The organism is Calidithermus roseus (assembly GCF_003574095.1).
Taxonomy (GTDB): domain Bacteria; phylum Deinococcota; class Deinococci; order Deinococcales; family Thermaceae; genus Calidithermus; species Calidithermus roseus.
In genome coordinates, this window is sequence record NZ_QWLA01000001.1 from 126,079 (window position 1) to 149,744 (window position 23,666).

Annotated in this window: 17 protein-coding genes; 3 read left to right on the top strand and 14 right to left on the bottom strand. The window is 66.6% G+C overall.

Features of this window, described 5'->3' with window-relative positions; all coding sequences use genetic code 11:
* The first annotated feature begins 107 nt into the window (after positions 1 to 107).
* Positions 108 to 8,249 (top strand): translocation/assembly module TamB domain-containing protein, encoded by an 8,142-nt coding sequence (locus Mrose_RS00550; protein WP_147371539.1) that lies wholly within the window; start codon positions 108 to 110, stop codon positions 8,247 to 8,249.
* A gap of 41 nt (positions 8,250 to 8,290) precedes the next feature.
* Here the strand turns inward: Mrose_RS00550 and mnmE are convergent, their stop codons facing one another.
* From mnmE to Mrose_RS00590, 8 genes are all read right to left on the bottom strand, one after another.
* Positions 8,291 to 9,616, bottom strand: coding sequence for a tRNA uridine-5-carboxymethylaminomethyl(34) synthesis GTPase MnmE (gene mnmE / locus Mrose_RS00555; RefSeq protein WP_119275484.1), 1,326 nt, complete (start codon positions 9,614 to 9,616; stop codon positions 8,291 to 8,293).
* 58 nt (positions 9,617 to 9,674) lie between these two features.
* A complete protein-coding gene (locus Mrose_RS00560; RefSeq protein ID WP_119275485.1) occupies positions 9,675 to 10,340 on the bottom strand; it encodes a nucleotidyltransferase domain-containing protein in 666 nt (221 codons plus the stop codon).
* Between the two features lie 99 nt (positions 10,341 to 10,439).
* The gene (locus Mrose_RS19745; RefSeq protein WP_220452261.1) at positions 10,440 to 10,667 is read right to left on the bottom strand and encodes a type II toxin-antitoxin system VapB family antitoxin; all 228 of its coding nucleotides are present in this window, start codon (positions 10,665 to 10,667) and stop codon (positions 10,440 to 10,442) included.
* 40 nt (positions 10,668 to 10,707) lie between these two features.
* Positions 10,708 to 12,987 (bottom strand): DEAD/DEAH box helicase, encoded by a 2,280-nt coding sequence (locus tag Mrose_RS00570; RefSeq protein WP_119275486.1) that lies wholly within the window; start codon positions 12,985 to 12,987, stop codon positions 10,708 to 10,710.
* Positions 12,988 to 13,025: 38 nt separating this feature from the next.
* On the bottom strand, positions 13,026 to 14,027 hold the full coding sequence (gene csaB / locus Mrose_RS00575) for a polysaccharide pyruvyl transferase CsaB (protein ID WP_119275487.1): 1,002 nt from the start codon (positions 14,025 to 14,027) through the stop codon (positions 13,026 to 13,028).
* Positions 14,012 to 15,745, bottom strand: a complete 1,734-nt coding sequence (locus Mrose_RS00580; RefSeq protein ID WP_119275488.1) for a DUF5693 family protein — start codon at positions 15,743 to 15,745, stop codon at positions 14,012 to 14,014. The genes csaB and Mrose_RS00580 overlap by 16 nt, the downstream gene beginning before the upstream one ends.
* Positions 15,742 to 16,380 carry a uridine kinase gene (gene udk / locus Mrose_RS00585; protein WP_119275489.1) on the bottom strand — a complete coding sequence of 213 codons (639 nt, stop codon included), beginning with the start codon at positions 16,378 to 16,380 and terminating at the stop codon, positions 15,742 to 15,744. The genes Mrose_RS00580 and udk overlap by 4 nt, the downstream gene beginning before the upstream one ends.
* 135 nt (positions 16,381 to 16,515) lie before the next feature.
* Complete coding sequence (locus Mrose_RS00590) at positions 16,516 to 17,667, bottom strand: ABC transporter ATP-binding protein (RefSeq protein ID WP_119275523.1); 1,152 nt, start codon at positions 17,665 to 17,667, stop codon at positions 16,516 to 16,518.
* Positions 17,668 to 18,075: 408 nt separating this feature from the next.
* Here Mrose_RS00590 and mscL point away from each other — a divergent pair, with 408 nt between their 5' ends.
* Positions 18,076 to 18,471, top strand: coding sequence for a large conductance mechanosensitive channel protein MscL (mscL, locus tag Mrose_RS00595; protein WP_119275490.1), 396 nt, complete (start codon positions 18,076 to 18,078; stop codon positions 18,469 to 18,471).
* Between the two features lie 2 nt (positions 18,472 to 18,473).
* Here mscL and icd read toward each other — a convergent pair whose 3' ends face one another.
* From icd to Mrose_RS00615, 4 genes are all read right to left on the bottom strand, one after another.
* Positions 18,474 to 19,748 (bottom strand): NADP-dependent isocitrate dehydrogenase, encoded by a 1,275-nt coding sequence (gene icd, locus Mrose_RS00600; protein ID WP_119275491.1) that lies wholly within the window; start codon positions 19,746 to 19,748, stop codon positions 18,474 to 18,476.
* Between the two features lie 180 nt (positions 19,749 to 19,928).
* Positions 19,929 to 20,510, bottom strand: coding sequence for a CPBP family intramembrane glutamic endopeptidase (locus Mrose_RS00605; RefSeq protein ID WP_119275492.1), 582 nt, complete (start codon positions 20,508 to 20,510; stop codon positions 19,929 to 19,931).
* Positions 20,510 to 20,794, bottom strand: a complete 285-nt coding sequence (locus tag Mrose_RS00610) for an Lrp/AsnC family transcriptional regulator (protein ID WP_119275493.1) — start codon at positions 20,792 to 20,794, stop codon at positions 20,510 to 20,512. Before Mrose_RS00610 ends, Mrose_RS00605 begins: the two co-directional genes overlap by 1 nt.
* 129 nt (positions 20,795 to 20,923) lie before the next feature.
* Positions 20,924 to 21,640 (bottom strand): metallophosphoesterase, encoded by a 717-nt coding sequence (locus Mrose_RS00615; protein ID WP_119275494.1) that lies wholly within the window; start codon positions 21,638 to 21,640, stop codon positions 20,924 to 20,926.
* Between the two features lie 83 nt (positions 21,641 to 21,723).
* Between Mrose_RS00615 and Mrose_RS00620 the strand changes: the two genes are divergently transcribed.
* Positions 21,724 to 22,182, top strand: coding sequence for a regulatory protein RecX (locus tag Mrose_RS00620; protein ID WP_119275495.1), 459 nt, complete (start codon positions 21,724 to 21,726; stop codon positions 22,180 to 22,182).
* Positions 22,183 to 22,294: 112 nt separating this feature from the next.
* Here the strand turns inward: Mrose_RS00620 and Mrose_RS00625 are convergent, their stop codons facing one another.
* Positions 22,295 to 23,086: a hypothetical protein gene (locus Mrose_RS00625; RefSeq protein ID WP_147371540.1), complete on the bottom strand. Its 792-nt coding sequence runs from the start codon at positions 23,084 to 23,086 to the stop codon at positions 22,295 to 22,297.
* An 84-nt stretch (positions 23,087 to 23,170) separates the two neighbouring features.
* Entirely contained in the window at positions 23,171 to 23,596 is a 426-nt protein-coding gene (locus Mrose_RS00630) for an OsmC family protein (RefSeq protein ID WP_119275497.1), read from the bottom strand.
* Positions 23,597 to 23,666: the final 70 nt, after the last annotated feature.

The following is a 23,666-nucleotide window of genomic DNA, read 5'->3' on the forward strand; positions in this document are numbered from 1 at the left end:
TCGCTGAAAGTTGGAGAAGGGTGGTCGAGAAGCGTACGGAACAAGCCAGGAAGCGGAGGGGACTGCGCCTTTGGCGTTTGATTCCGGCCCTTTTTCTTTTGGGAATCGTGCTGTTTCCGGCCTTGCCTCCTGTGCAATCGCTGGTGCTGGGCGAAATCCTCAAAGCGGCGGGTTTTCAGGGCGAGTGGAGGGGAACCGGGGGCTATCTCCTTACCGGACTCGAGGTGCGCGGGGTGCGGCTTCAGAAGCCGGGCATCAAGCTCGAAGGGGAGCGAATCCAGCTCGAGTACGGGCTTACCGGCCTGTTCCGCCGTGAGCTACCCATCCGCGTTCGCCTCAAAAACGGCAAGGCCCTGCTGGATTGGGAGGAGGTCTTCCGACCTCAGCCCCCCGCTGCCGAGCCCCAGATCAAGCTCAAGGTGGACGAGCTCAAGCTCGAGGGGGTCGAAGTTGGCTTCGATGAGGCCAAGAAGCTGGCTCTGCCACCGCTGAAGATCGTCATTCGGGGCGACGGTCCGACCTATACCTTCACTGCCACCTTGCCCGCGGGCTCGGCCCGCGGGCAACTGCGCCGCACCGGGCGGGAGTTCGAGGCCTGGGAGGTGCGGGCTGAGGGCGAGGTGCGGGCGCTGAGCTACTGGTACTCCGGCCTCGAGGGCGGAAGCTTCCAGACCCGCTGGACCCTTTCGCCACGGGGCATCGAAGGCCACAGCCGGCTCGAGGATGCCCAGGCCAGCATCGTGGGCCTGACCATCACCCACATCTCCGGTCCGGTGGACTTCAAGCACAACGTCGTCACCGCCAACCTCACCGGCTCAGCCCTGGGCGCTCCGGTGGTGGGCGATGCCACGGTGGACATCGACGCCCAGAACTACAGCTTCCGCGTGCAGGGCCGCCCTAAGCTGGCCGAGCTGGCCAGGAGCTACGGGTTGGTGCTGCCGGTGGAGGGGGGCGGGCCTTTGGTGCTGGAGGGCCGGGGTTGGGAGAGTCTGGTCATCACCGGTGAGTACGAGGGCCAGGGCCGCCTGGTGAACGAGCCGCTGAGCTACAAGGGCACCTTGGGCTTCGACAAGGTCTTTCGCCTCGACGCCGCCATCCAGGGGCGCTTCTTCGACCGTACCTACGTGGCGGGGGTCAAGCTGGTGGGCCAGGACTACACCGTGGACCTCAAGGACAGCCTGGGCAGCCTGCTGCAACTCACCGGGCAGGGCAACGCCACGCGGGGCCAGGGGCGGCTCACCCTGCCCAAGCCCCTGCTGGGCGAAGCCGGGGTGAGCTTCCGCAGCCAGGGGAGCCGCTGGAGCGCCGAGGTGCTGTCCAGACCGGTCAACCTGCCGCCAATCGCCAGGCCCTTCGACCTCTCGGGCCGCCTCACGGGGGACGGCAACCGGGTGCAGGGGTGGCTGGGCCAGGTGGGGTTGTCGGGTAGCTGGGACAACCTGGCGTTGGATTTGGGGCGCCTCGAGCTGCTCGTGGGCAGCCTCAGCGGCAAGGGCAGCCTCAAAGGTGGGCGCTTCAGCGCCGACTTGCTCTACGACTCCGACTACACCCGCTTTCCCCTGGCGGTGCGCCAGGAAGGGCGGGTGTGGCGCTTCTCCAACGACTACGCCAGCGGGCAGTTCGCCGAAGGGGTGCTCGACCTCAGCGTCAGCCGCCTGCCCCTGCGGCTGGGGACCGACTTCGTCCTGAGCGGCGAGGTTCGCTACGCCCGAAACCAGTTCTCGGGGGACTGGCGCCTGCTGGGCGACTGGGCCGAGGTGGCGGGGGTGCTCGAGGGCTTGGGCACGCGCTACAGCGGCGAGGTACGCACCCCGCTGGGCAGCCTCCCCTTGCAGGGCATGGCCGACGGGCGGGGGGTACGGGCTAGCCTGGACACCTTACAAATCCGGGCGGGGAGCGACGGGATGCGGGTACAGGGGCCGCTGAAGCTGGGGTTCATCCAGGCCAAGGCCGACCTCACCTACCAGGGTGGGCTCTTCGGTGGAACCGCCCAGGTCGCCACCCCCTGGCTCGAGGCCCGGCTCGAGGGGCGCGGCAGGAGCCTGTGGGCCGACACCAGCGGCTATGCTCGGCTCTCCGGCCCCCTCTGGCCCGGCACTGCCCTTCAGGGCCGCCTGACCCTGCCCGACTTCGGTCCCCTCAAGGTGGTCCAGGTGCCGGTTCGCCTTGACTTGAAGGAAGCCCGCATCGGCGAGGGACGGGTGCAGCTAGGCGGGAAGTTCCCCTTCGCGCTGGCCCTGCCGGTGGAGATCGCCGGGCAGGACTCTATCCTCAGCGCCCAGGGCGACCTCGAGCAGGGCAGCCTGCGCCTGCGGCACCCCTGGGGCGAGGTGCAGGGGCGCGGAGCCTGGAAAGCCCTGCAGGTGCGGGGCGGGTTCGAGGTGCCCTTGCTGGGCCAGGTGGGCCTGGCGGGAAGCGCCGACCTGTTCCGGGCGGCCTATTCGGGCCGGCTGGACTCGAGCCGGCTGGGCGGCGAGCTGCGCGTTTGGGGTCAGGGGGCCAACCTCAGCTACAGGGGCAATTTCCAGCGGGGAAAGCTGGTGCTGGACGGGGCTTACGCCAGGGAACTGCGCCTGCGGTTGGAGGCCAAGGGCTACGACCTCCAGCCGCTGGGGGTGCCGGGGAAGCTCGAGGGCACCTGGGGCGAACGGGGTGGCAGCCTGCGGCTGGACACTCCCTACGGCCAGCTCAGCGCCCAGGGCTCGAGCCTGCTGGGGCGGCTGTCCCTGAGCGGCGACACTCGCTGGGGCACGCTGCGGGCTTTTGCCGATGCCCGCGGTCTGAGCGCCGAAGCCAGGCTGGCCATCCCCCACCTCAGCGGCACGCTGCGCCTGGAAGGCCCCTGGAGCAATCTCCAGGCGCGGGGTTCGGGCGACTATGCGCTGCCCTACCTCGAGCCCGCCCAGTGGAGCCTGAGCGCCGACGTGCGTCGCCAGACCTGGAGCCTGGAGGGCCCGCTGCAACTGCGGGGCCAGGGACTGAAGTACCAGGGCCACCTGCGCTGGTCTTACGCTGCGCTGGGCCGGCAGGGGTTGCTGACCGGCGAGCTGAGCGGGGAGTCCACCGACCTCAAAGCCGAGTTGGCGGGGCACTTCGCCGGAGTCCCGCTGCGCCTGTCGGCCCAGCTCGACCAGCCCAGCCTCGAGGGGTTGCGGGCCCAGCTGACCCTCCCCGAGGGGCAGGCTACCCTGCGTCAGGGGCGGGTGAATTTCGACCTCGAGACCGCCCCCCTGGCCAAGCTCTTCGACCAGCCCATCCGGGGCCGCCTTAAGGGCGAGATTGGGCTGGACGCCACCGGGCAGGCCAGCGGGGAACTGGTGGCCTGGGATCGGCGGGTGCGGCTGGACTACCAGGACAGGCAGCTCACGGCCTTCCTACCCGAGCAGGCGCTGGGGGCCAGGCTTCGCCTGCCCACCGACTCTCAGATGGTGCTGGAGGGGCTGGGCGACCTGCGCGGCAGCGTTCAGGTGCTCCCGGTGCCCTCGGGAGAACTGCGCTACAGCCGCCAGGGCTGGGAACTGGAGGTCCGGGCGGCGGGCAGTCGGGAGCGGCCTAGCCTGGACCTCGAGGCCCACGGCCCCTGGGGCGACCTTCGGGGCCAGGCCGCCCTCGACGTGCGGGCCCAGACCAGCCAGGGCCGTCTGCGTCTGCACAGCGACTGGGCCCAGGCCGACTTGGGCTTCGCCACCGAGGGCACCCGCTACCGCCTGAGGGGGGGGCTCGAGCCCAGGCAGTACCTCAAGCAGCCCGGTACGCTGGAGGTTGAGGGCGAGGGAAGCCGCTGGAGCGCCAGTTGGTCGGGGGCGACCCTACGGCTGGTGGCCGCCGGAGTGGGAGCCAGGCTGGAGCAAGCCCGCTTGAGTGGGCAGGCCGAACTCGAGGCTCTCCAGCGCCGCTTCGCCCTCGACGGAGACCTGCTCTACACTGGCCGGGCCATCTCCGGGGCCCTCGGCATCAGGGCCGAGCAGGCCGCGTTGGTGCTGGAGGGCTTGGGGGAGGGCCTCGAGGCCAGAGGTGAGGTCTTCGGGGTGGCGGTGGACGCCAGGAGCGACCTGGAGGGCCGACTCTCGGGCAATTTGCGCTACCAGAAGGCTTTTGGCCGGGCCCGGCTCGAGGCCAGCGCCAGGCTCGCAGGCACCCTGAGTCACCCCGAGGCGGAGGGCACCGGGCAGGTGCTGGGCGAGGGGGCAGCGATCAGGTTGGGCTTTGGCTACCAGGGCCAGCCCTGGCTCGAGGCCCAGGGCTCTGGGGTCAGCCTGAGCTACCGAGCCGGGGTAGTGGGGGTGCGGCTCGACACCGACCTCGGGCCCTTCACCGGGCTTCCCGTGCGGGTGCATAGTCAGGGGGAGGGCCCACTCGAAAGCCTTGTTTTGCCGCTCAAGCTGAGTGGAGAGGGCCTGGAGGCCAGGGGGCAGCTCAGGCCGCTGGGCCTGCAGGCCAGCCTCGAGGGCAGCTACCGGAGCCAGCAATTCGCCCTGCGCTATGACAAACAGCTCCAGGCCGAACTCAAGGGTCCCTATCTGAGGGGTCAGGTGCGGCTGGAAGGCAACCGGCCCAGCGGGCTCCTGGACGTAGACCTCCCTATCCCCCACGGTCGGCTGGTGGGCGAGGCCGACCTGGAGCGGGGCACCGTGCGCCTGGAGGGCCGCGAGGGCTGGCGGGGGGAGCTGAGCGCCGAGCTGCTGGGTGGCTACTCGGCCAACCCCACCGTGCAGATCGACGGCGATCTCCAGGGCCTCTTCGGCCTCGAGGCCCGCCTCCGGGCTCGCCCGGCGCAGCGCGAGGTCGAGGGTGAGGCCAGGCTGAGCTTGCCGGAGTGGGGCGCGGTACGGCTGGTGGGGCGGGGCCAACAGGTGGAGGTGCAGGGTCTGGAACCCATCGCACCCCTGCGCGGCACCCTCGACCTGGGAGCGCTGAGTGCTCGCTGGAGCTACGACGGCGAGTTGCCGAAGGGCCTGGGTGAGCTGGAAGCCCGTGGGGTTTACCCCGGACAATGGCTGCAGGGCCGCTGGTCGCTTTATGGCAAGACTCTCGAGCTGCGCTCGCAGGATCGGCAGCTTCTCGCCCAGGGTGCAGGGCTGAGTGCCCGTGTTTCCCCGGCGGGTCTCGAGGGCAGGCTTCAGGGTTTCAGCTACGGCGAGGTAACGCTGGACGGCGAGGTGGAAGGCCCCTGGAGCAGGCTGGGCTTCGACCTGGGTTGGAAGGCCCTGGGGCGCAGCGGGAAGGTGCAGGGGAGCTATACGACAGGCCAACTCGAGGCCACCCTGCAGGGCGACCTGGCCGGCCAGGTGGCCTACGGCCAGGGTTGGAGCGGGGAGTTGAGGCTGCGCGAAGGCACCCTCACCCTCAGCGGGGAAAAGCCCATCCCCACAGTGCAGGCCAGGGCCCTGGGACTCACGGCCAGCCTGGAGTACCCCCGCCTGCGCCTGAGCACCAGCGGCGCGCCGGGCCTCGAGGTCGATCTGGCGACGCGCCGGGCTACCGGACGCCTGCGGCAGTGGGGGGTGAGTTTCGAGGGGCAGGAGCGGTCGGTGATCGCCAGCTATCCTCTGGGCGAGGGGCAGTTGCGTGCCGTGCTGGGCCTGGAGGACTTCGCCGTGGAGCTCATGGCTCCGGGGCTGGGGGAGGGGTTGCTCGAGTACCGCCACAGCCGCCTGAGCGGTCAGCTCGAGGCGGCGCTTTACGGTCTCGAGCTGCGCCTGGAGGGGAATGGAGACAAAGTGGCCCTCAGCGGCCAGCACGGGGCTACCGAGTGGCTCCCCTGGAAGCAGGGGAGGCTGGAGGGCAGCGTGAGCCTGGGCGGGGAGTGGCAACTGGATTACCGCGCGGTCCAGGGGGAAGAGGTGCTCAGGGCGCGGGGTAAGGGAGCCGAGGGGCGTCTGGAGGCCGAAGGGCGGTGGCTTCGCGGCAACCTGGCCTATGGCGGAGCCGACGCGGGTTGGAAGGGCGGGCTGGGCCTGGACCTGCCGTTGGAGCCCATCTCGGCGCGGCTGAAGCTCGACCTGCAGGCTCAGCAAGAGTTGCGGGCTAAGGGCAGCATGGTGGGCACTTCAGGGGAGATCGACCTCGAGGCCAGCCTGGGTCGGGAGGGTCCGGTGGCCCAGGCCACCCTGAAAGAGGTGCTGATCGAGGAGTTGCCCCTGCTCAGCGACCGGGTGCCCTTCCTGCGGGGCCGCATCACGGGGCGGGCCAGCTACCGGCCCGACCAGCTCGAGGTGGTGCTGCAGAGCCAGGGCCTCGAGGTGCGTAGTGAGAAAGACCCCCTCGACATCGACAGCCTCGAGCGCAAGACCCGCCAAGAGCGCCGGGGCCTGCCGCTCAAGCTCACCGCCCGCTACCAGGGCGGAGGGGTGGAGGGTGAGTTCGAGCTGGGCAACAGCCGGGCCAGCGTGCGCCGGGTGGGCGACGAACTCGATGTCCGGGTCAGGGCTTCGGCCTTCCCCCTGCACTGGCTGGTCTCGGCGTGGGCCGGAACCCTCGACGGCGAGGCTACCTGGACCGGTGAGGCCAACCTGCGCTACAACCTCAAGGACTTCTGGAAGAGCCAGGGCAGCCTGATCGGCCAGGCGCTGCACTTCAGCAGCAGCAAAGAATCCCTGCAAGGTCAGGCGGTGTTCCGCTTCGCCGGTGAACGCTTCTATGTCGAACGGCTCCAGCTCGATGGAGCAGGGAGCTGGCGGGGTCAGGGTTACTTGGGCCGCCGGGGCAGCGACTTCGAGCTGAGGTTGGAAGACACCACCTTTACCCCAGTGCTCCAGGTGGTCCCCCAACTGCGTCCCTACGTGCCCGAGGGCAGCGGCACGGTGCTGCTCACCGTTCGTGGCCAGGAGCTTAGCCTGGACCTGGAGAACTTCAAGTTCAAGCTGGGGCCAGTCGCCGCCGAGACCCCTCGCGCCCGGCTGCGCATTGGTGAAACCGCCCAGGCCGAGGGAAGGCTCAAGCTCACCGCTCCCTACCCCGCCGAGGCCGACTTGTCGGGCTCGGGCAGCCTCTCCAACTTCACCATCAACGCCAAGGGCCAGGCCAACCTCCCACTGCTGCCGCCCAACCAGCCTTTCACCCTGACCTTTGGCTACCCCGGTTACACCATCAACGCCGAGATGCCCAACCAGAGCGCGCGGCTTTACCTCTCGCTGTTCCCCAACCTGGCCGGGGCGCTGGTAGGGGAGCTTCCGGTTTCCTACCCCCGCTACTTCCTCAAGAGCGGTCAGGTCTACGCCGGGGTCAACATCCAGCAGGAACAGGGGGTCTACAAGCTCAACGGCACCATCGAGGTGCTGCGGGCCGAGTTGGGTCTGCCGCCGGGCGAGACTGAGGTTTCCATCCCTGCCACGACCGACCAGGCCTCGAGCACCGCCACCCGCTCGCCGGTGGAGTTCGTCAACCTGCAGGTGATGGCCAGCCGGGGCGTGCTGATCCAGGAGCCCCTGCTCAACGGCGAGCTGGCCGGGGATGTATACCTCAACGGCCCGCTGGGCAACCCCTACCTCACCGGGAGCGTGGTGCCCTTGCAGGGCAACATCCGTCTGTGGGACCGCAACTTCACCATCCTGAGCAGCTACCAGGACACCACCAGTGAAGCGGTCTTCAGCCCCGACAAGGGCATCCTGCCCGACGTGACCCTGGTAGCCCAGACCAAGGTGCCCACCGAGCGCGGCAACGTCGAGGTCACCGCGCTCTTGAAGAGCCACTTCGTGCGCGAGGACGGGCGCATCAAGGCCAGGCTCGAGCCCACCTTCAGCGCCACCCACCCCGAGGAAAACCGCCCGCTGACCCTGGCGGAAATTGCCGGCGTGCTGATCTTTGGCCGCATCGACGCCCAGACCGACGTGCAGAACCTGGCAACCTCGGCGGGGGTAGCCCTGACCAACTTCCTGGTGGGCCAGATCGAAGGCCAGCTTGCCCAGGCGCTGGGCCTGGACCGGGTGGTGGTGACGGTGCGGGGGCTGGGCGATGGGGAACGCTTCGAGGAAACCACCCTCACCTTCGGCAAGTACATCACCCCTGAGCTCTACCTCCAGACCCAGGTCGATTTCCAGTTCCGGGTCAACTTCCTGGCCGAATACCAGCTCGACGGCCTGCGCATCCGCTTCGGTCTGGACAACCTGGGCTCAGCCTACCCCAACCTCAACTTCGGCCTGGGCTACCTCTTCACCCCTAACTTCGGCCTCGACCTCTCGCTGCGCTCCGAGCAGCAGGGTGGACAGACCGATAACCGCTTCGGCATCGGCTTGCAGATTCGATTCTGAGACCTCCCGCACCGAACCCGTCTATCGGCTATTGGCTATAGTCATTTGCCCACGCAGAAGTTGCGAAACACCCGGTCGATGACCTCTTCCGGCACGTCCTTGCCCAGGATGTGGTTGAGGGCCTCGAGCGCGGCCTGGATGGAGAGCCCCATCAGGTCCTCGGGGGCGGCGAGCGCGTCCAGCAGGTGCTCTTTGGCCTCGGTGAGGGCCTGGGCGTGGCGTTCGTTGCTGATCCAGATCTCGCCCTCGGGGGCCTCGCCCAACAGCCGCCGGTGGATGGCCTCGAGCAAAGCGGGCATCCCCGTTCCCGTGAGGCCGGAAACCGGCAAAAAGGCGGGGTCGTGCCAGGCCGGAGGCAGGTCGGCCTTGGTCGCCAGGCGGATGACCCGCTCCTGGGGTAGCTGGGCGAGCAGTTCCGGCGGATCGGCCCTGGGTTGGCTTTGGTCGGCCAGGTAGAGCACCAGGTCGGCTTCCTGGGCGATGTTCAGGGCGCGCTCCACGCCGCTTCGCTCCACTACGTCGTCGGTTTGGCGCAGCCCTGCGGTGTCTATAGCCACGATGGGTACCCCGGCGATCTCGAGGGGGGCCTCGAGGTAGTCCCGCGTGGTGCCGGGGATGGGGGTTACGATGGCCCGCTCGTAGCCCACAAGCGCATTGAGCAGGCTGGACTTTCCGGCGTTGGGAGCGCCTACTAAGGCCAGCCGCGCACCCTTCTGGGCAATGCGCCCAGCAGGCGCGGTGGCGAGGAGGTGTTCGACCTCGAAGAGGACGTGCTCGAGGATCTTTCGGGCTTCGTGCGCTTCGACCCCTTCTTCGGGGTAGTCCAGCAGGGCTTGAATGTGCGCCAGCAGGTCGAGCAACTCCTGCGCCATCCCCTCGATGCGTGCGGAGAGTTCCTTGGAAAGCCCGCGCAGGGCCTGACGCCGGGCCGCGTCCGACTCCGACTCCACCAGCGCCAGCACCGACTCGGCCTGAGCCAGGTCCATGCGTCCGTTGAGGTAGGCCCGCAGGGTGAACTCCCCCGGCTGGGCGGGGCGGGCTCCGGCCCTCAGAAGGGCCTGGAGGACCTGCCGCAGCACCGCGGGTGAGCCATGGGTCTGAAATTCCACGGCATCCTGGCCAGTGTAGGAGCTGGGCGCGCGGAACACCAGCGCCAGAGCCTCGTCGAGCACCTCGCGGCTTTCGGGGTGCAGGATCAGGCCCAGGGTGAAGCGGCCTCCTTCCATCCCCCGCAGGTCGCGTCCTCGCCAGACCTTCTGGGCGATCTCGAGCGCCCCCACCCCTGAAAGCCGCACGATGCCGACGGCCCCCTTGCCCGGCGGGGTGGCAATGGCGGCGATGGGTTCGTTGAGCGATGGCAGGCCCATGTTTGACAGTTTAGGGGAGGCCGATGGTCGCTAGCCAAACGCCCCCTCACCCGTTCCCTCAGCTCGCCTCCAACCTCTCCAGCACCCACCCGATGAGACTCAGCGCGGCCTGGCCCCGCTCGAGCGCTCCCGCCGTGAACAGGTTGCGCAGTGCTAGCTTGTGGGCCTCGTCGAGGTGCAGGTCGCGCAGGTGGGCCCAGACCGCGCCGCTGGGGGGCATCGGCTTGTCGTGGGTAGCCCACAGCCCCTCGAGGATCCTCCAGGCGTTGGTGCTGGCCAAGTAGGCTGTCCGGAACTCGTCCTTGTTCCGCAGGGCGGCCTCGAGCTTGCGCTGGCTGCTTTGCAGCCATTGGCTGAGCGCTCGGCGTTCCTCGGCGGGCAGGCGGTAGGCGGCAAAGAGGGCTTGGGCCTCGGCCCGCAGTTCCTCCAGCTTGCCGTCGGGGTCATAGAGCGCCTTGCCGTCGAGGTGGCTGTAGAGCTCCACGGGGTTCTTGCGCATGAGTTCGCGGGCTTGCACCAGGTTGCGGTAGTGGTACTCTACCCACTTCCCGTCCAGCGTCTGCGAGCGGAAGGGGCGCTCGAGCACGCCTCCCAGCAGCACCCAGAAGTCGAGGTCCGACTCCTGCGTGGCGTCGCTCCGCGCGTGCGAGCCGGTGAGCAGGATGCCGCGCACGTGAGGGTCGGCGCTGAGGTCGTAGGCGATGCGGGCCACCAGAGGGTGCATACAAGGGCAATTCTACGCCCGGCCCCTCATGGCTCAGCCAGCACCACCGGTAATTGTCGGCTGAAAATCGTGACCATACCGAAGTATCGACGATGACCTTCATTTTCTCCGGCGCTGCTCCTTGTAGTCATAGTCATCGTCGTATTCGATCGTACCGAACAGCTCGACAATCTTGAGCTGTTTTCGACGCTGAACATATTCACGCAGCGCTTGCTCTACGACGGCCCGCTTGGTTTGATACCCCCCAGCTCGAGTGCCTCTCGAATGAGATCGGGGTCGATTTGCAGGTTGGTGGCCATGTGCAAATGGTCGCACAATGAATTGCACAAAACAAGCCCCACAGCCACAGGCGAATTGCCCTGGCAATTCAGTTGGGCTTTCGTGGTCGGTCGTAGCGGGTGACCAGCGCCTCGGCCAGCCAGAGGGCGGCGGCTTTGTCGAGGTACTGGTTGCCGTTGCCGCACTTGGGCGAGAGCACGCAGCGCGGGCAGCCGCCCTCGCAGGGGCAACGCTCCAGCAGGTCCCGCGTGGCTCTGATCCAGGCCGGGAACTGCCGCGCTGCGGCCCGCGCGTAGCCCACCCCGCCGGGGTAGCCGTCGTAGATGAAGACGGTGGGCCCCGCGCCCGAGGCCAGTGGGCGCGGGTAGAAGGGGTAGCTCACCCCGCCCACGTCGGCCCGCTCGGCCAGCACAAACAGGGGCAGCAGGCCGATCATGGTGTGCTCGAGGGCGTGGATGGCCGAGGGCACCAGCGCCTCCGACATGCCCGCCTCGTCAGGCCAGCGCCCGGTGATGCGGTCGGGCTCGCCGGGCAGGGGGGCGGGGTGGACGGCGGTCTCGGCCAGAGGGTGGAACCACACCGCCTCGGTCTGGAAGCTCAGCTCGGGCATCGTCAGCATGACTTCTTCCAGCACGGTCTCGCTCACGAAGCGCTTCTTGACGTAGCCCGTCACCCGCTCGCGCAGGATCACCGGCCCTATCCAGACCCCCGGCAACAGCTCCTCGCCGCTTAGCACCTCGATGTCAGTCTGGGCGCGGGGCTGGGTGTAGTAGTCCTCCAGGCCCGGCAGCAGCACGATCTCGCGCTTCTCCACGTCGAGGTTGCGCACCAGGTAGCTCTCGCCCTGGTGCAAGTAGACCGCGCCGGGATGGGCCTCCCAGTAAGCCTGCCGCTCGTCGAGGGTGCCCAGGGTGTGACCCTGGTTGTCCTTGAGGGTGAAGGTGGTGCCCAGCCCGCGCAGGATGAGGTCGCGGTGGGGATTGCGCCGGGGGGTGTAGAGCCTGCCGTGCTTCTCGAGCAGCCCGTTCGCCAGCCAGGGCAGATAGAGGGGCTCGCTGGGCTCGATGGGCAACTCCCGAGCGGCGCAGTGCAGGTGCAGGGGGTAGAGCACGGGGTTGGCGGGGTCGGCCACCGCCGACTCGGGCGGGCTGCCCAGAAGCAACTCGGGGCGCTCGCGGAAGTACTCGTCCAGGGGATCCTCGCGGGGAATCCAGACCACCAAAGCGCGGCGGCTGCCTCGCCCGGCCCGCCCGGCCCGCTGCCAGAAAGCGCTCAAGGAGCCGGGATAGCCCAGCAAAAACACCGCGTCCAACTCCCCGATGTCCAGGCCCAGCTCGAGCGCACTGGTGCTCACCAGCACCCGGATTTCCCCGCCCTTGAGGCCCTGCTCGAGGGCGCGGCGCTCCTTAGCGGTGTAGCCCGCGCGGTAGGGCTTGACCGCCTCGTGCGCGGCGTAGCGGGCTACCAGCTCGGCGGTGCGCCGAGCGTTGGTGAACACCAGCGCCCTGATGCCGCTCTCGGCGGTGTGGCGGGCCAGGAGTGCTGCCTCGATGTTGGGGCTGCGCCGGGTTCGGCCCTCCTTGTCCAGGGCCTTAGGGGTCCACACCACAAACTCCCGCTCGGCCCTCGCCACGTTGGCCCGCACCGCCCGGACAGGCTGGCCGGTCAGGTTCTCAGCGTGCTCGTCGGGGTTGGCGATGGTGGCGCTGGCGGCGATCACCTGAGGGTTGGCCCCGTAGTGTCGGGCGAGGCGCAGCAGCCGCCGCAGGATGAGCGCGGTGTGGGTGCCGAAGACGCCCCGATAGGCGTGCAACTCGTCGATGACCACGTAGCGTAACCGGCTGAGGAACTCGGCCCACTCCGCGTGGCGCGGCAGCAGGCCAAAGTGCAGCATGTCGGGGTTGGTCAGAATCGCCAGTCCTCGAGACCTCGCCAATCGGCGCTCTTTGTCCTGGGTGTCGCCGTCGTAGGGGAAGATGCGCTCGGTAAGCTCCAGCGCCTCGCCCATGGCCCGCAGGCGGCCCAACTGGTCGTGGGCCAGGGCCTTGGTGGGGTACATCAGGATGGCCGTATCCCCTTCGAGCAGCGCCCTCAGCACCGGCACCTGAAACACCAGGCTCTTGCCCGAGGCGGTCGAGGTCGCCAGCACGACGGATCCCCCGCCTAGAGCCTCCAGGGCCTCGGCCTGGTGGGCGAAGGGCTTCAGGCCCAGCGCCTCGAGCACCCCCGCGAACTCGCCCGCGTAGTCCACCTTCCTCGGCGGGTCAGCCCCCAGCAAGCGCACGAAGCCCAGCTGGCCCGCGTAGCCTTCGATGTTGCGAAGCCACTGGGCGTAGCTGTCGTAGCCGGCGAGTTCTTTGGGAAGCATGGCTCAGCTATCAACCCCCGACGGCTTCTGTGAGGGGCCTAATTCCGTGAGGAAGCGATCTTGTGGTCGCGCGGCCCCGAGAGCACCCGGTCGAAGCTCGCGCTGGCCCGGCTTTTCATCTCCTCAATCGCCCCCCAGTCGGGCTGGACGTTGTGCTCCACCATCCGCACGAAGTAGTCAGCCTCGCCGGGGATCTCCTGGAATGGAGCCCTGGCGTCGCGGCAGAACCCGGCGACCTTGGGGTCGTAGGACAGCCCGGCGAAGGGGGTTCCGGCGGCGGCGGCCAGGATCACCCCGTGCAGCCGGATCGAGACCACGTAGGCTGCCTGGGCCAGCACGTAGAACACCCGGCGGGGGTCCCAGGCCAACTCGGCGGTGAAGCCGGGGAAGAACTCCAGCGCCTCCTCGTCGTGCCCCGGCTGCATCGCCAGGATCACCACCTCGTAGCCTAGGTCCCGCAGCCGCTCGGCAGTCTGGGCCAGGGTGCGGTTGGCCTCGTCGAAACCCGCCCTGGGCACCAGCGCCACCATCTTCGGTTCCCGCTCTACGGGAGGCGGGTTCAGCAGCATCGCGCAGTCGGCCCCCAATTCGGCCTGCAAGCCCAGTCGCCGGGCGTACTCGAGCGAGTCGCGGTCGCGCATGAAGAGCTGAACCCCCTTGAGCGCCCGCCGGACAGCCCGTTCGCCCTTGGGGGAGAGGGGGCCGAGCGATTGGTTGAACACGTGAACCGGCTTGCCCCGCATCCTCGCCATGCGAATGATGGTGAGGTAGTACCAAAGGCTGGCCGAGGAAGTCTTGTCCTGCAGGAGGGTTCCGCCCCCCGATAAAAGCAGGTCGGCCTCGCCCAGCGCCCGCCAGACCTCGAGGGGGTGGGTGCGCCTGACCGCCCGCACCCCGTAGAGCTGCTGGGTTTCCGCCGGGTTCTTAGAGAGGACCAGGGGGGTGTGCCCTCTCGCCTTGAGTTCCTGCACGATGGCTTCCAGGAGGGCTTCGTCCCCCGCGTTGTGAAAACCGTAATACCCGCTTAGCGCGACCACCATTGCCAGACCCTCCGGACCACCCACACCAGGGCAAACCCTAGGATAAGCCCGATGACCATGCCGTTTAGTACCCGAAACAACGATATGGTGAGGGGTGTGTGAAAGTGCGAGAAGGTGTTGAGGATTGAACCCATTCCCACCACCACTACCAGCAGCAGGCTGTTGCGCAACCACAGGGGCCAGGGCAGTAGCAGGGCTAGGGGGGCTACTGCATGGGCGAAGATCTCCTTGAAGCGAGGTCGTACCATGGCGTCTTGCAGGATGGCCCGCAGCTGCAACTCCCAGTCGGGCACGAGCGAAGGCGCCGCTTCGTTGCCCCGGCGCAGGAGGGCCAGAGCCAGCAACGCCAGCCCCACCAAAGCCACTGCAACCTCGCCCAGCTTGATGGGGTAGCCCCACAGCCTGGCGATGGCGCTCTTCCAGTCCTGCGGCAGATACGACAGTCCCACCAGCAGCGGTGGCACCAGCAGCGTGAGCGAGACACCCTTAAAGGGGGTCAGGCCCAGCACGCTCTGCGGGTCGCTGCCCAGCGCGGCCAGAAAGACCACCCCCACCAGCGAGTAGACGGCCGCCGCCAGCCAGACCGCCATGCCCCTGCGCGGCTCGAGGAAGCCCAGCGCGGGGAAGACCAGCGCCGCCAGCAAGGCCCCGAAGTCCCCGCGCACGTAGGCCAGCGCGAAGAGCAGCAGGCCCAGCGCGATGATGGGACCGAAGGGCCGCGGGTAGCCCAGGGCCAGCAGCCCCAGCCCCGCCAGCACGCCCACCAGCGCCGCGTAGCGCAGGGGGGAGGGATCGAAGTCACGGGGGATGGGGGTGCCAAAGGCGATGCGGGCGTTCTCGAGCCCCCCCTTGAGCCGGGCGACGAACTCCTGGGTGTCGGCGAAGTCCTGGAAGGGCCGGATGTACAGGAGCTGATGCCCCCGCTCCCGCGCCGCCAGCACGAACTTGTCGGCTACTTCGTCGGGTTTGAGCTTGGCCTGCCACTCCGGGCGGATAGAGAACAGCCGCAGTACCGGCAGAGAAGCGGCCAGCCGCGAGAAGCCTTCCTGCGGTGTGCCCTCGATCCAGGCGATAGGCCTGCCGCCCAGCATGGCCTGGGCTTCCCTGAGCTTTTTGGGGTTCCCCGGCACGTCCACCCCCGCGAAGACGATGGCGTCGGCCTGGGGCGGGATGGCCTGGGGGAGGTAGGTGCGGTAGGGGTGGTTGTAAGGGCGATAGACGACGAAGTAGCCCTCGGCCTTCAGGCGCTCGAGCAGCGCCGGGTCGTAGCCGGCGGGAAAGCCGCTGACGTTGACCGGGGCGCCGTACCAACTCACGCCGCCGACTTTGAGGGTCTGGAGGGGAATCGTCCAGTTGCGCCGGATTTGTTGGAGGAGCCAGTCGGGCCCGCTGAAGTAGAACCAGCCGCTTTTGAAGCCGGCCTGCGGGTAGAGCAGGCCGAGTTCGCCCCCGCTCTTCAAGATGGCCGTGCCCTGCTCGGCTAAGCTGCCCAGCCCGCGCTCGTAGATCGCTACCCCGGCCACTCCCAGGGCCCTGTACTTTGCCAGTTGCTCCTCGAAGGGGACGTTGGCGACACGGGCTTCTTCCTCCACGTCCGAGCCGTCCACCACCAGCATCACCGGGCCGGGATGCTCGGCCTGCACGCGCGGCAGCAGGGCAGGTAGCGAGAGCAGGGCGGTCAGCGCGATGACGGCCCGCAGCAGGGTGAGGAAACTCACGCTACCCCTCCGGCGGTGAGGAGGCTGTGGATGCGGGCGGTGAGCATGTCCAGCGCCGCGCTGTTCTTGCCCCCGTGGGGGATGATCACGTCGGCGTAGCGCTTGGAGGGCTCGACGAAGGAGAGGTGCATGGGCCGCACCCGCTCCATGTACTGCTCCACCACGCTCTCCACCGTGCGGCCCCGCTCGAGGATGTCGCGCTGCAGCCGCCGGATGAAGCGTACGTCCGCGTCGGCATCTACGAAGATGCGCAGGTCCATCAGCTCGCGCAGGCGCTCGTCGAAGAGCACCAGGATGCCCTCGAGCACCACCACCGGAGCCGGCTCGACCCGGATGGTTTCCTTCAGGCGGGTGTACTCCTCGAAGGAGTACAGCGGCATCTCGACCGAGCGCCCCTGTCGGAGCTGGGCGATGTGGGCGAGGTAGAGCTCGAGGTCGAAAGCCGCCGGGTGATCGTAGTTGACACGGATGCGCTCTTCGAAGGGCAGGTCGGACTGGTCTTTGTAATAGTTGTCCATCGGCAGCACCGCCACGCGCTCGGGCAGGGCCGCGGCCAGCACGGCGTCGGCCACGGTGCTCTTGCCACTGCCCGTCCCCCCGGCGATGCCAATGACGAAGGGTCGGCGAGAGTTCACCTCCCAATCATATGCAAGAGCGGGGAAGAGGGACAGGGGAGCCGAGAGCCAAATGTCGAAGGCCCCTTAACAAGGATCGGTCATCGACAACACAAGGGGTGGGTCCAATGAACCCACCCCTGCATAGCCGTCGGATCAGACCTTGGCCTGGCTGCGGCTTTGGGTTTCCTTGAGCGTGGCGTGGCCGATAGCCTTTTCGGAGCCTTCGGTCTCGAAGGCGTGCAGCTTGCTGGTGTCTATGAGCAACTCCACCGTGTCGCCAGGGAGCACCACGGCGTGCCCGTCCACCTTGGCCGTGACCATCGCGCCTCCTACCTCGGCGTGGATTTCCGTGTCGGCTCCCAGGGGCTCGACCACCTCGACCTGGCCCTTGACCACGTTGTTGTCCTCGGGGATGGTAGTCCAGCCTTTGAGCCCGATGTGCTCGGGGCGGACGCCCATCCAGACCTCCCTGCCGTTGTAGGCTTTGAGGCTGGCGGAGAGGGTGGGGTTGGCCTTGATCTTCTGGCCATCGATCGAGAAGTAGGCGTCGCTTCCCTGCACCTCTACCCTGGCCCGGACGAAGTTCATGGAGGGCGAGCCGATGAAGCCAGCGACGAACTTGTTCTCGGGGAAGTCGTAGAGGTTGAGGGGGGTGTCGGTCTGCTGGATTTCGCCGTCCTTCATCACCACGATGCGGTGACCGAGGGTCATGGCCTCTACCTGGTCGTGGGTTACGTAGACCGTGGTTACGCCCAGGCGGCGGGTCAACTTGGCGATCTCAGCCCGCATCTCCACGCGCAGCTTGGCATCGAGGTTGGAAAGGGGCTCGTCGAAGAGGAAGACCTTGGGCTCGCGCACGATGGCGCGCCCCATCGCCACGCGCTGGCGCTGGCCGCCGGAAAGCTCGCGGGGCTTGCGTTGCAGCAGGTGGTCGATTTTGATGATGCGGGCGGCTTCCTTGACCCGCCGGTCGATCTCGTCGCGGGGCACCCTGCGCAGCTTGAGACCAAAGGCCATGTTGTCGTAGACGTTCATGTGGGGGTAGAGCGCGTAGTTCTGGAAGACCATCGCGATGTCGCGGTCCTTGGGCGGAACGTCGTTGACCAGCCGGTCTCCGATGTAGATCTTGCCCTCGGTGATGTCCTCCAGGCCCGCGATCATGCGCAGCGTGGTGGTCTTGCCGCAGCCCGAAGGCCCCACGAACACCACGAACTCGCCGTCTTCGGTCTCGAGGTTGAAGTCCTTAACCGCCGTGACCTTGGTGCCATACCGCTTGTATACGTTCTCCAGCCTGATTTTTGCCATGAACCGGCCTCCTCTTTTGTACCCTGGGTCCCGCGCTGTGAGCCTGTAGCCCATCGGGGAGTTGGTAGGGGGTACACGCTCAGTTTATAGGCCCATCCGTCGGAGAATCAATGCTGACTCGAGGCCGCCCGCCCGGCTTTTTCACTCACCCCAGTACTTGAAAAACCCGATGAATCGGGGTGTCTCTCACCCTGGGGGGCTCGAGGCCCTGCGTTGGACTTGTACTGAAATCAGATTGTGGCCTCGCCGGGGTTGCTTCAATCGGGGCTGATCTTGAGGTGTCCAAGCTTGACGGGGTTCTGTCGCCGCAACTATGCTCACCTCGGTCAGACTTCCTGGTAAAAACGCAAAGAACTTCGCCTGGCCAAGCTGTTTGACCACTTTGGATGTGCTCGAGGAGGTTGACATATGCTCAGTGGCTTCAGGGACTTCATCTTGCGCGGCAACGTGGTGGATCTGGCGGTAGCGGTAGTCATCGGCGCGGCCTTTGGCGCGGTGGTGGATTCGATGGTCAAGGACATCATCACCCCCCTCATCGGCCTGGTCGGCGGCCAGCCCGACTTCTCGGCGATCCGCATCGGCGCCAATACCCAGGGACAGGGTGGTATCGCTATCGGTAACTTCCTCAACGCCCTGGTTTCCTTCTTGATCAAAGCCGCGGTGATCTACTTCGTGATCGTGCAGCCCATGAGGCGTGTGATGGAAATGATGAAGCGCAACGAGGCCCCTGCCACCCCTGCTACCCCGGAGGACATCGTGCTGCTGCGTGAGATTCGCGACGTGCTCAAGAGCCGCAATCCGTGAGCTTACATATTCTCGATCAAAGCCTGTCCGAACTCGCTGCACTTCAGCAGCGTGGCCTGGCGGCCTTCGGCCACCATCAGGCGGTGGAAGTCGTAGGTGACGCGACCCTGGGCGATGGTCCTGGTCATGGCGTTGATGATCAGATCGGCGGCTTCGGTCCAGCCCATGTAGCGCAGCATCATCTCGCCGGAGAGGATCACCGAGGAGGGATTGACCTGATCCTTGCCCGCGTACTTGGGAGCGGTGCCGTGGGTGGCCTCGAAGACCGCGTGGCCGGTGTAGTAGTTGACGTTCGAGCCCGGCGCGATCCCAATCCCGCCGACCTGGGCAGCCAGGGCGTCGGAGAGGTAATCGCCGTTGAGGTTCAACGTCGCTACCACACTGTACTCGGCTGGGCGCAGCAGGATCTGCTGCAGGAAGTTGTCGGCGATCATGTCCTTGATGACGATGTCCCTGCCGGTGCGGGGGTTCTTGAGGATTTGCCAGGGACCGCCATCGAGGTCCCGTGCTCCGTACTTCTCTTTGGCCAGCTGGTAGCCCCAATCCCGGAAGGCCCCTTCGGTGAACTTCATGATGTTGCCCTTGTGCACCAGGGTCACGCTGGGAAGGTCGTTGGCGATGGCGTAGTTGATCGCGGCCTCGACCAGGCGATGAGTACCCTCCTGCGAGACGGGTTTGATGCCGATACCGGCGGTGTTGGGAAAGCGGATTTTGCTGTAGGGTTTGGGGAATTCGCGCTGGAACCACTCGAGGAACTTCCTGACTTCGGGGCTGTCTTTGGCAAACTCGATACCCGCGTAGATATCCTCGGTGTTCTCGCGGAAGATCACCATGTTGACCAGCTCGGGGTGGCGCACGGGGCTGGGCACCCCCTCGAACCACTGCACCGGGCGTACGCAGGCGTAGAGGTCGAGTTCCTGCCGTAGCGCCACGTTGATGCTGCGGATGCCGCCGCCCACGGGCGTGGTCAGCGGGCCTTTGATGGCGACGCGGTACTCGCGGATGAACTCGAGGGTCTCATCCGGCAGCCAAAGTACCTCACCGTATACCTCGTTGGCCTTTTCGCCTGCGTAGATTTCGGCCCAGGCGATCTTTCTGCGGCCACCGTAGGCTTTGGCCACGGCGGCGTCAAGCACGGGCTGAGCAGCTCGCCAGATGTCGGGTCCGGTGCCGTCGCCTTCGATAAAGCCGATGATGGGCCGGTCAGGCACCTGCAATACGCCATCCCGGATGGTGATCTTGTCGCCCGCAGGCACCTTGATGCGTTGATAGGACATGCTTTTCCTCCTGACTCAAGAGCATAAGCCACGGCTGGTATACCATGCAAAAGTACGTTGATAGCTGATGGCCAAGCGCAAAAACCGGTTGTAGGGGCGGGCCCTGTGGCTGCCCTTTACCCCTGAACCCGTCACCCCCTCACCCGATCCCCGCTCTCCGCCGATGGTTGAGCCCTCCCGCTACCCGTTCTCGCGGCGCTCGAGCCGCCTGGCTTCGTCGAGTAACTGGTAAAACCCTTTGGCGTTGTTGAGGTAATGGGCCAGGATGCCGGGGATCAGGCTGCCGGTGAGGAAATAAGCTGCCCCGAAGGACAGCCCGGCGATGAAGATGAACAGCGGGTAGCTCCAGGCCCGGCGGTCGGGGACCGGGTGGAAGGCGGCGAAGATGACGGCCTGGATCACCACGCCTGGCCAGCCCAGGCCCAGGGTGCTCGCCAGCAGGCTTTGCAGCGCTCCGCGAAAGAGCACCTCCTCGGCCAGGCCCGAGATCATGCCCAGTTGCAGGGCGTGGTTGTAGCCAAGCTGCTGGTTGCGAAAGGCCCGCCCGATCTGGGAGTGGAGCTGCTGCACCACTCCAAAGGAAGATGGGAATAGCCGGGAAAAGACCAGTTCGAGGCCCATCAACCCCAGGTAAAGCGCCAGGAAGACCAGGGTGTCGCGCAGGGGGTCGGGGTCTCGCACCAGCGGATACCCTCCCAAGACCATACCGACCACCCCGATCAGCAGGATCAGGGCCTGGATGCTCAATAGAACCCGAAACACTACTCCAGCTCCGAGCCGATATTGAAGCCCTGCTCCAGCAGCTTCTTGGGGTAGGCCCTGAAGGCCAGCAGGGTCTGGGTGCGCTCGATCCCCGAGAGTTTGCGCAGGCCCAGGGTCACGATATCGTCGAGTTGCTCGAAGTCCTGAAAGGAGAGCTTGGCCACTAGGTCCCATTCTCCCGTCACCGAGTAGACCTCGGCCACGCCAGGGATCTCGGCCACGGCCTCGGCGGTTTCGGCGGTGGATTCGCGCTTGGTTTGGATGAGCACGAAAGCGGTGATCATGCTACTCGATGATACCGCGAGGGTGGTGACGTTGTACGCAAGACGCCAAACGCATGTCTTACGTCGTACGTCGTACGCCCGGCCCTCGACCCTAGACTCTTGACCCTCGACAGATCACGAATTGACAGCTTATGGCTTATCCCTTTCCTCCCCCGTTGTCTCGAGGATCAGCTTGGGCCTGAAGCGGATCATGTCGGCTGAAACGAAGTGCAGCGGGATGCCGTCCCAGGACTGGGGCAGCCGGTTGGGGTCGGCTCCGTGTAGGTGGCCGTAGACGACCATGTCCGGGCGGTATTCTTCGATCAGCTCGGTAAAACCGGTCGGTCCGCCGGTTACGGAGTAGGGAGGGTAGTGCAGGGCCAGGATCAGGTGGTCGTAGGGCTGGTTCTGTACGGTCTTGAGGCTCAGGCGCAGGCGCTCGAGTTCACGCTTGTAGATGCGCAGGTCTTCCTCGCTGAAGTCGCGGCTGCCTGGGGCATCCCAGCCCCGGCTTCCGGCGATGGCCACGCCGCCGATCATCAGCGAGTCGTGCTGCAAGGCGTGCATGCGTGGAGGCAGGACTTCACGCAGGCGGCTGATGGAGGGCCACCAGTAGTCGTGGTTGCCCCGCAGCAGCACCTTGGTGCCCGGCAACTCGCCCAGGTCGCGTAGGTCCACCAGGGCCTCGGGGAGCCTCATGGCCCAGGAGATATCGCCTGCAACGATCACTACGTCGTCCTCGCCCACTACCTTGCGCCATTCCTCGAACACCGCCTCGGGATGGCCTTCCCAGTTGGGACCGAAGATGGCCATGGGCTTGGGGAAGGCTCGGGAGAGGTGAAGGTCAGCGATGGCGAAGACGCGCACGACGAACAGTTTAACCCCTAGCACGGATTGGCGAGACACCTTGATCTGAGGCCAACACCGACGTTATGGTGCGGGAGACAACGATGCCCCAGGAAAGCAAAGCTGCCCACGAACTCTTCGAGTATGCCCTCAGGGTGCTCAACATGCGCCCTTACACCGAGTTTGCCCTGCGTCAGAAGCTCGCCCGAAGGGGCTCGGCAGAGGCGGTAGCCCAGGTCATCGAGCGGCTCAAGGCGCTGGGCTTCCTCGACGACCGCAAGTATGCTGAGGGCTATGCCCGGCTCTACCGGGGCAAGTGGGGCGCGGCCAAGATTCGCCGCTCGCTCGAGACCAAGGGCGTGCCCAGGGACGTCGTCGGGGAGGTTCTCGCAGCCCTCGAGCCCGAGAGTGATCCGCTGGCCGAGGCCCTGGCCCTGTTGGGGCGCTACAAAAGCCGCCACAAGGGCGACAAAGCTAAAGCCATCCGCTTCCTGGCCAACCGAGGTTTTTCCTTCGCGGTGGCGCTCGAGGCCTGGGCGCGTTACGAGACGGGGGAAAGCTGATCGCCAAATGCTAAGCGCGGGTCGTACGTCCTACGTCGTACGCAAAACGCCTTAGGCCCTCGACAAACCACCAGCCACAAGCTAAGTACCCCATTTCCCGGAATCCCCGGCCTCAATTCGCACACACGGGCTTGGGCGGCAGCACCTTGCTGTAGCTCACCGTGAGGCGACAGCCCAAGTCGGCGTACAGCGCCCGCAGGACTTCGCCCTCGAGGTCGAAGAGCCAGCGGCGCACCTCGGCGGGGGTGTTCTTGCTGATCCAGTCGCGGGCTTCGGCGGCCTGGCCGTTGATGAGGCCACGGGCGTAGTAGCCCAGCGCGGCGCTCCTGGCCCCCACGCCATCCCCCGTCTTGAGGGCGCTCTCGAGGCTTTGGCGGTAGAAGGAGAGGGTGCTGAAGCCCAGGGTGGGGTATCTGGCGGTCACGTCCACGTAGCGCACCCCGTCCCAGCCCAGCAGGTAGGTCAGGCGCGGGTAAACCGCGCGAGGCAGGCCGCCGAAGTCGGCGAAAACATCGGTTCCCACGATCACCTCGGGAATCTTATCGCCGTTCACGTCGCGCAGCTCGAGGATGCCGGTGCTCCTGCCGTAGTAGATGAGCATGTTGCGGAAGCTGCGCTCCTGGGTGAAAAAGTAGGCGGTGGTGCAGCAGTTCGTGCCCCCGCTGTTCTCGTTGATCCACAGTTCCCTGGGCTCCTGCCCGGTGAGTTCGACCAGTTGCGTCTCGAAGCGCACGCCCCTGATCTCGACTTGGGTGCGATCGGCCCGGATGATGCGCAGCAGACTCTCGGTGGGGGAGCGGCTCTCGATGCGGACGGTGTATTCCCCCCAACGCACGATCTGGGGCTGGGATTGGGCCAGGGCCAGCCCCAGTAGCATAGCCACAACGATAACGCCACGTTTCACGGGAACCTCCCGCAAGACTTTTACCATACCCTCCGCCAAAAAGAAACGCCGGACCCGCCGGGGTCCGGCATCAGGCCTCCTTGCTCAGGCAGGCTGGCCGACTTCGTAGGGCTCAACCACCGCTCGCACCTCTATCGGCACGTTGAGGCTGGCTGAAACCGAGCAGTATTTCTCGTGGGAGAGCTGGGCCGCACGCAGCAGAGCCTCCTGGGTCACATTGGGCCCGGCCCCGTAGTGGGTGATCACGATGTGGGTGTAGCGCTTGGGGTGCTCCTCGGCTCGCTCGCCCACTGCCTCAACACGGTAGCGCGCCAGGGGTTGGCGTTTCTTGCTCATGATATCCACCACGTCATACGCGGTGCACGCGGCCACAGCCGCCAGCAGCAACTCCATAGGACGCATCCCGCTGGCCGGCTTGTCGCCGTCGATCATGACCTTGTCACCCTGCTCGTTGATTCCCAAAAAGCGATGCCCGACGAGTTGATGGAGTACGACACGCTTCGTCGCCATGAGTTCAATTTACGTTGCCGCACGGAGGGCAAAAGTCACCCCATTGACACAGAGGAGTGCCGAACGCCAA

Excerpts from the sequence above, each read along its gene's own strand:
- mnmE (WP_119275484.1), bottom strand. The coding sequence starts at position 9,616 with ATGGGCCTGCCATCGCTCAACGAACCCATCGCCGCCATTGCCACCCCG.
- Mrose_RS00560 (WP_119275485.1), bottom strand. The coding sequence starts at position 10,340 with ATGCACCCTCTGGTGGCCCGCATCGCCTACGACCTCAGCGCCGACCCT.
- Mrose_RS00570 (WP_119275486.1), bottom strand. The coding sequence starts at position 12,987 with ATGCTTCCCAAAGAACTCGCCGGCTACGACAGCTACGCCCAGTGGCTT.
- csaB (WP_119275487.1), bottom strand. The coding sequence starts at position 14,027 with ATGGTGGTCGCGCTAAGCGGGTATTACGGTTTTCACAACGCGGGGGAC.
- Mrose_RS00590 (WP_119275523.1), bottom strand. The coding sequence starts at position 17,667 with ATGGCAAAAATCAGGCTGGAGAACGTATACAAGCGGTATGGCACCAAG.
- mscL (WP_119275490.1), top strand. The coding sequence starts at position 18,076 with ATGCTCAGTGGCTTCAGGGACTTCATCTTGCGCGGCAACGTGGTGGAT.
- icd (WP_119275491.1), bottom strand. The coding sequence starts at position 19,748 with ATGTCCTATCAACGCATCAAGGTGCCTGCGGGCGACAAGATCACCATC.
- Mrose_RS00610 (WP_119275493.1), bottom strand. The coding sequence starts at position 20,794 with ATGATCACCGCTTTCGTGCTCATCCAAACCAAGCGCGAATCCACCGCC.
- Mrose_RS00620 (WP_119275495.1), top strand. The coding sequence starts at position 21,724 with ATGCCCCAGGAAAGCAAAGCTGCCCACGAACTCTTCGAGTATGCCCTC.
- Mrose_RS00630 (WP_119275497.1), bottom strand. The coding sequence starts at position 23,596 with ATGGCGACGAAGCGTGTCGTACTCCATCAACTCGTCGGGCATCGCTTT.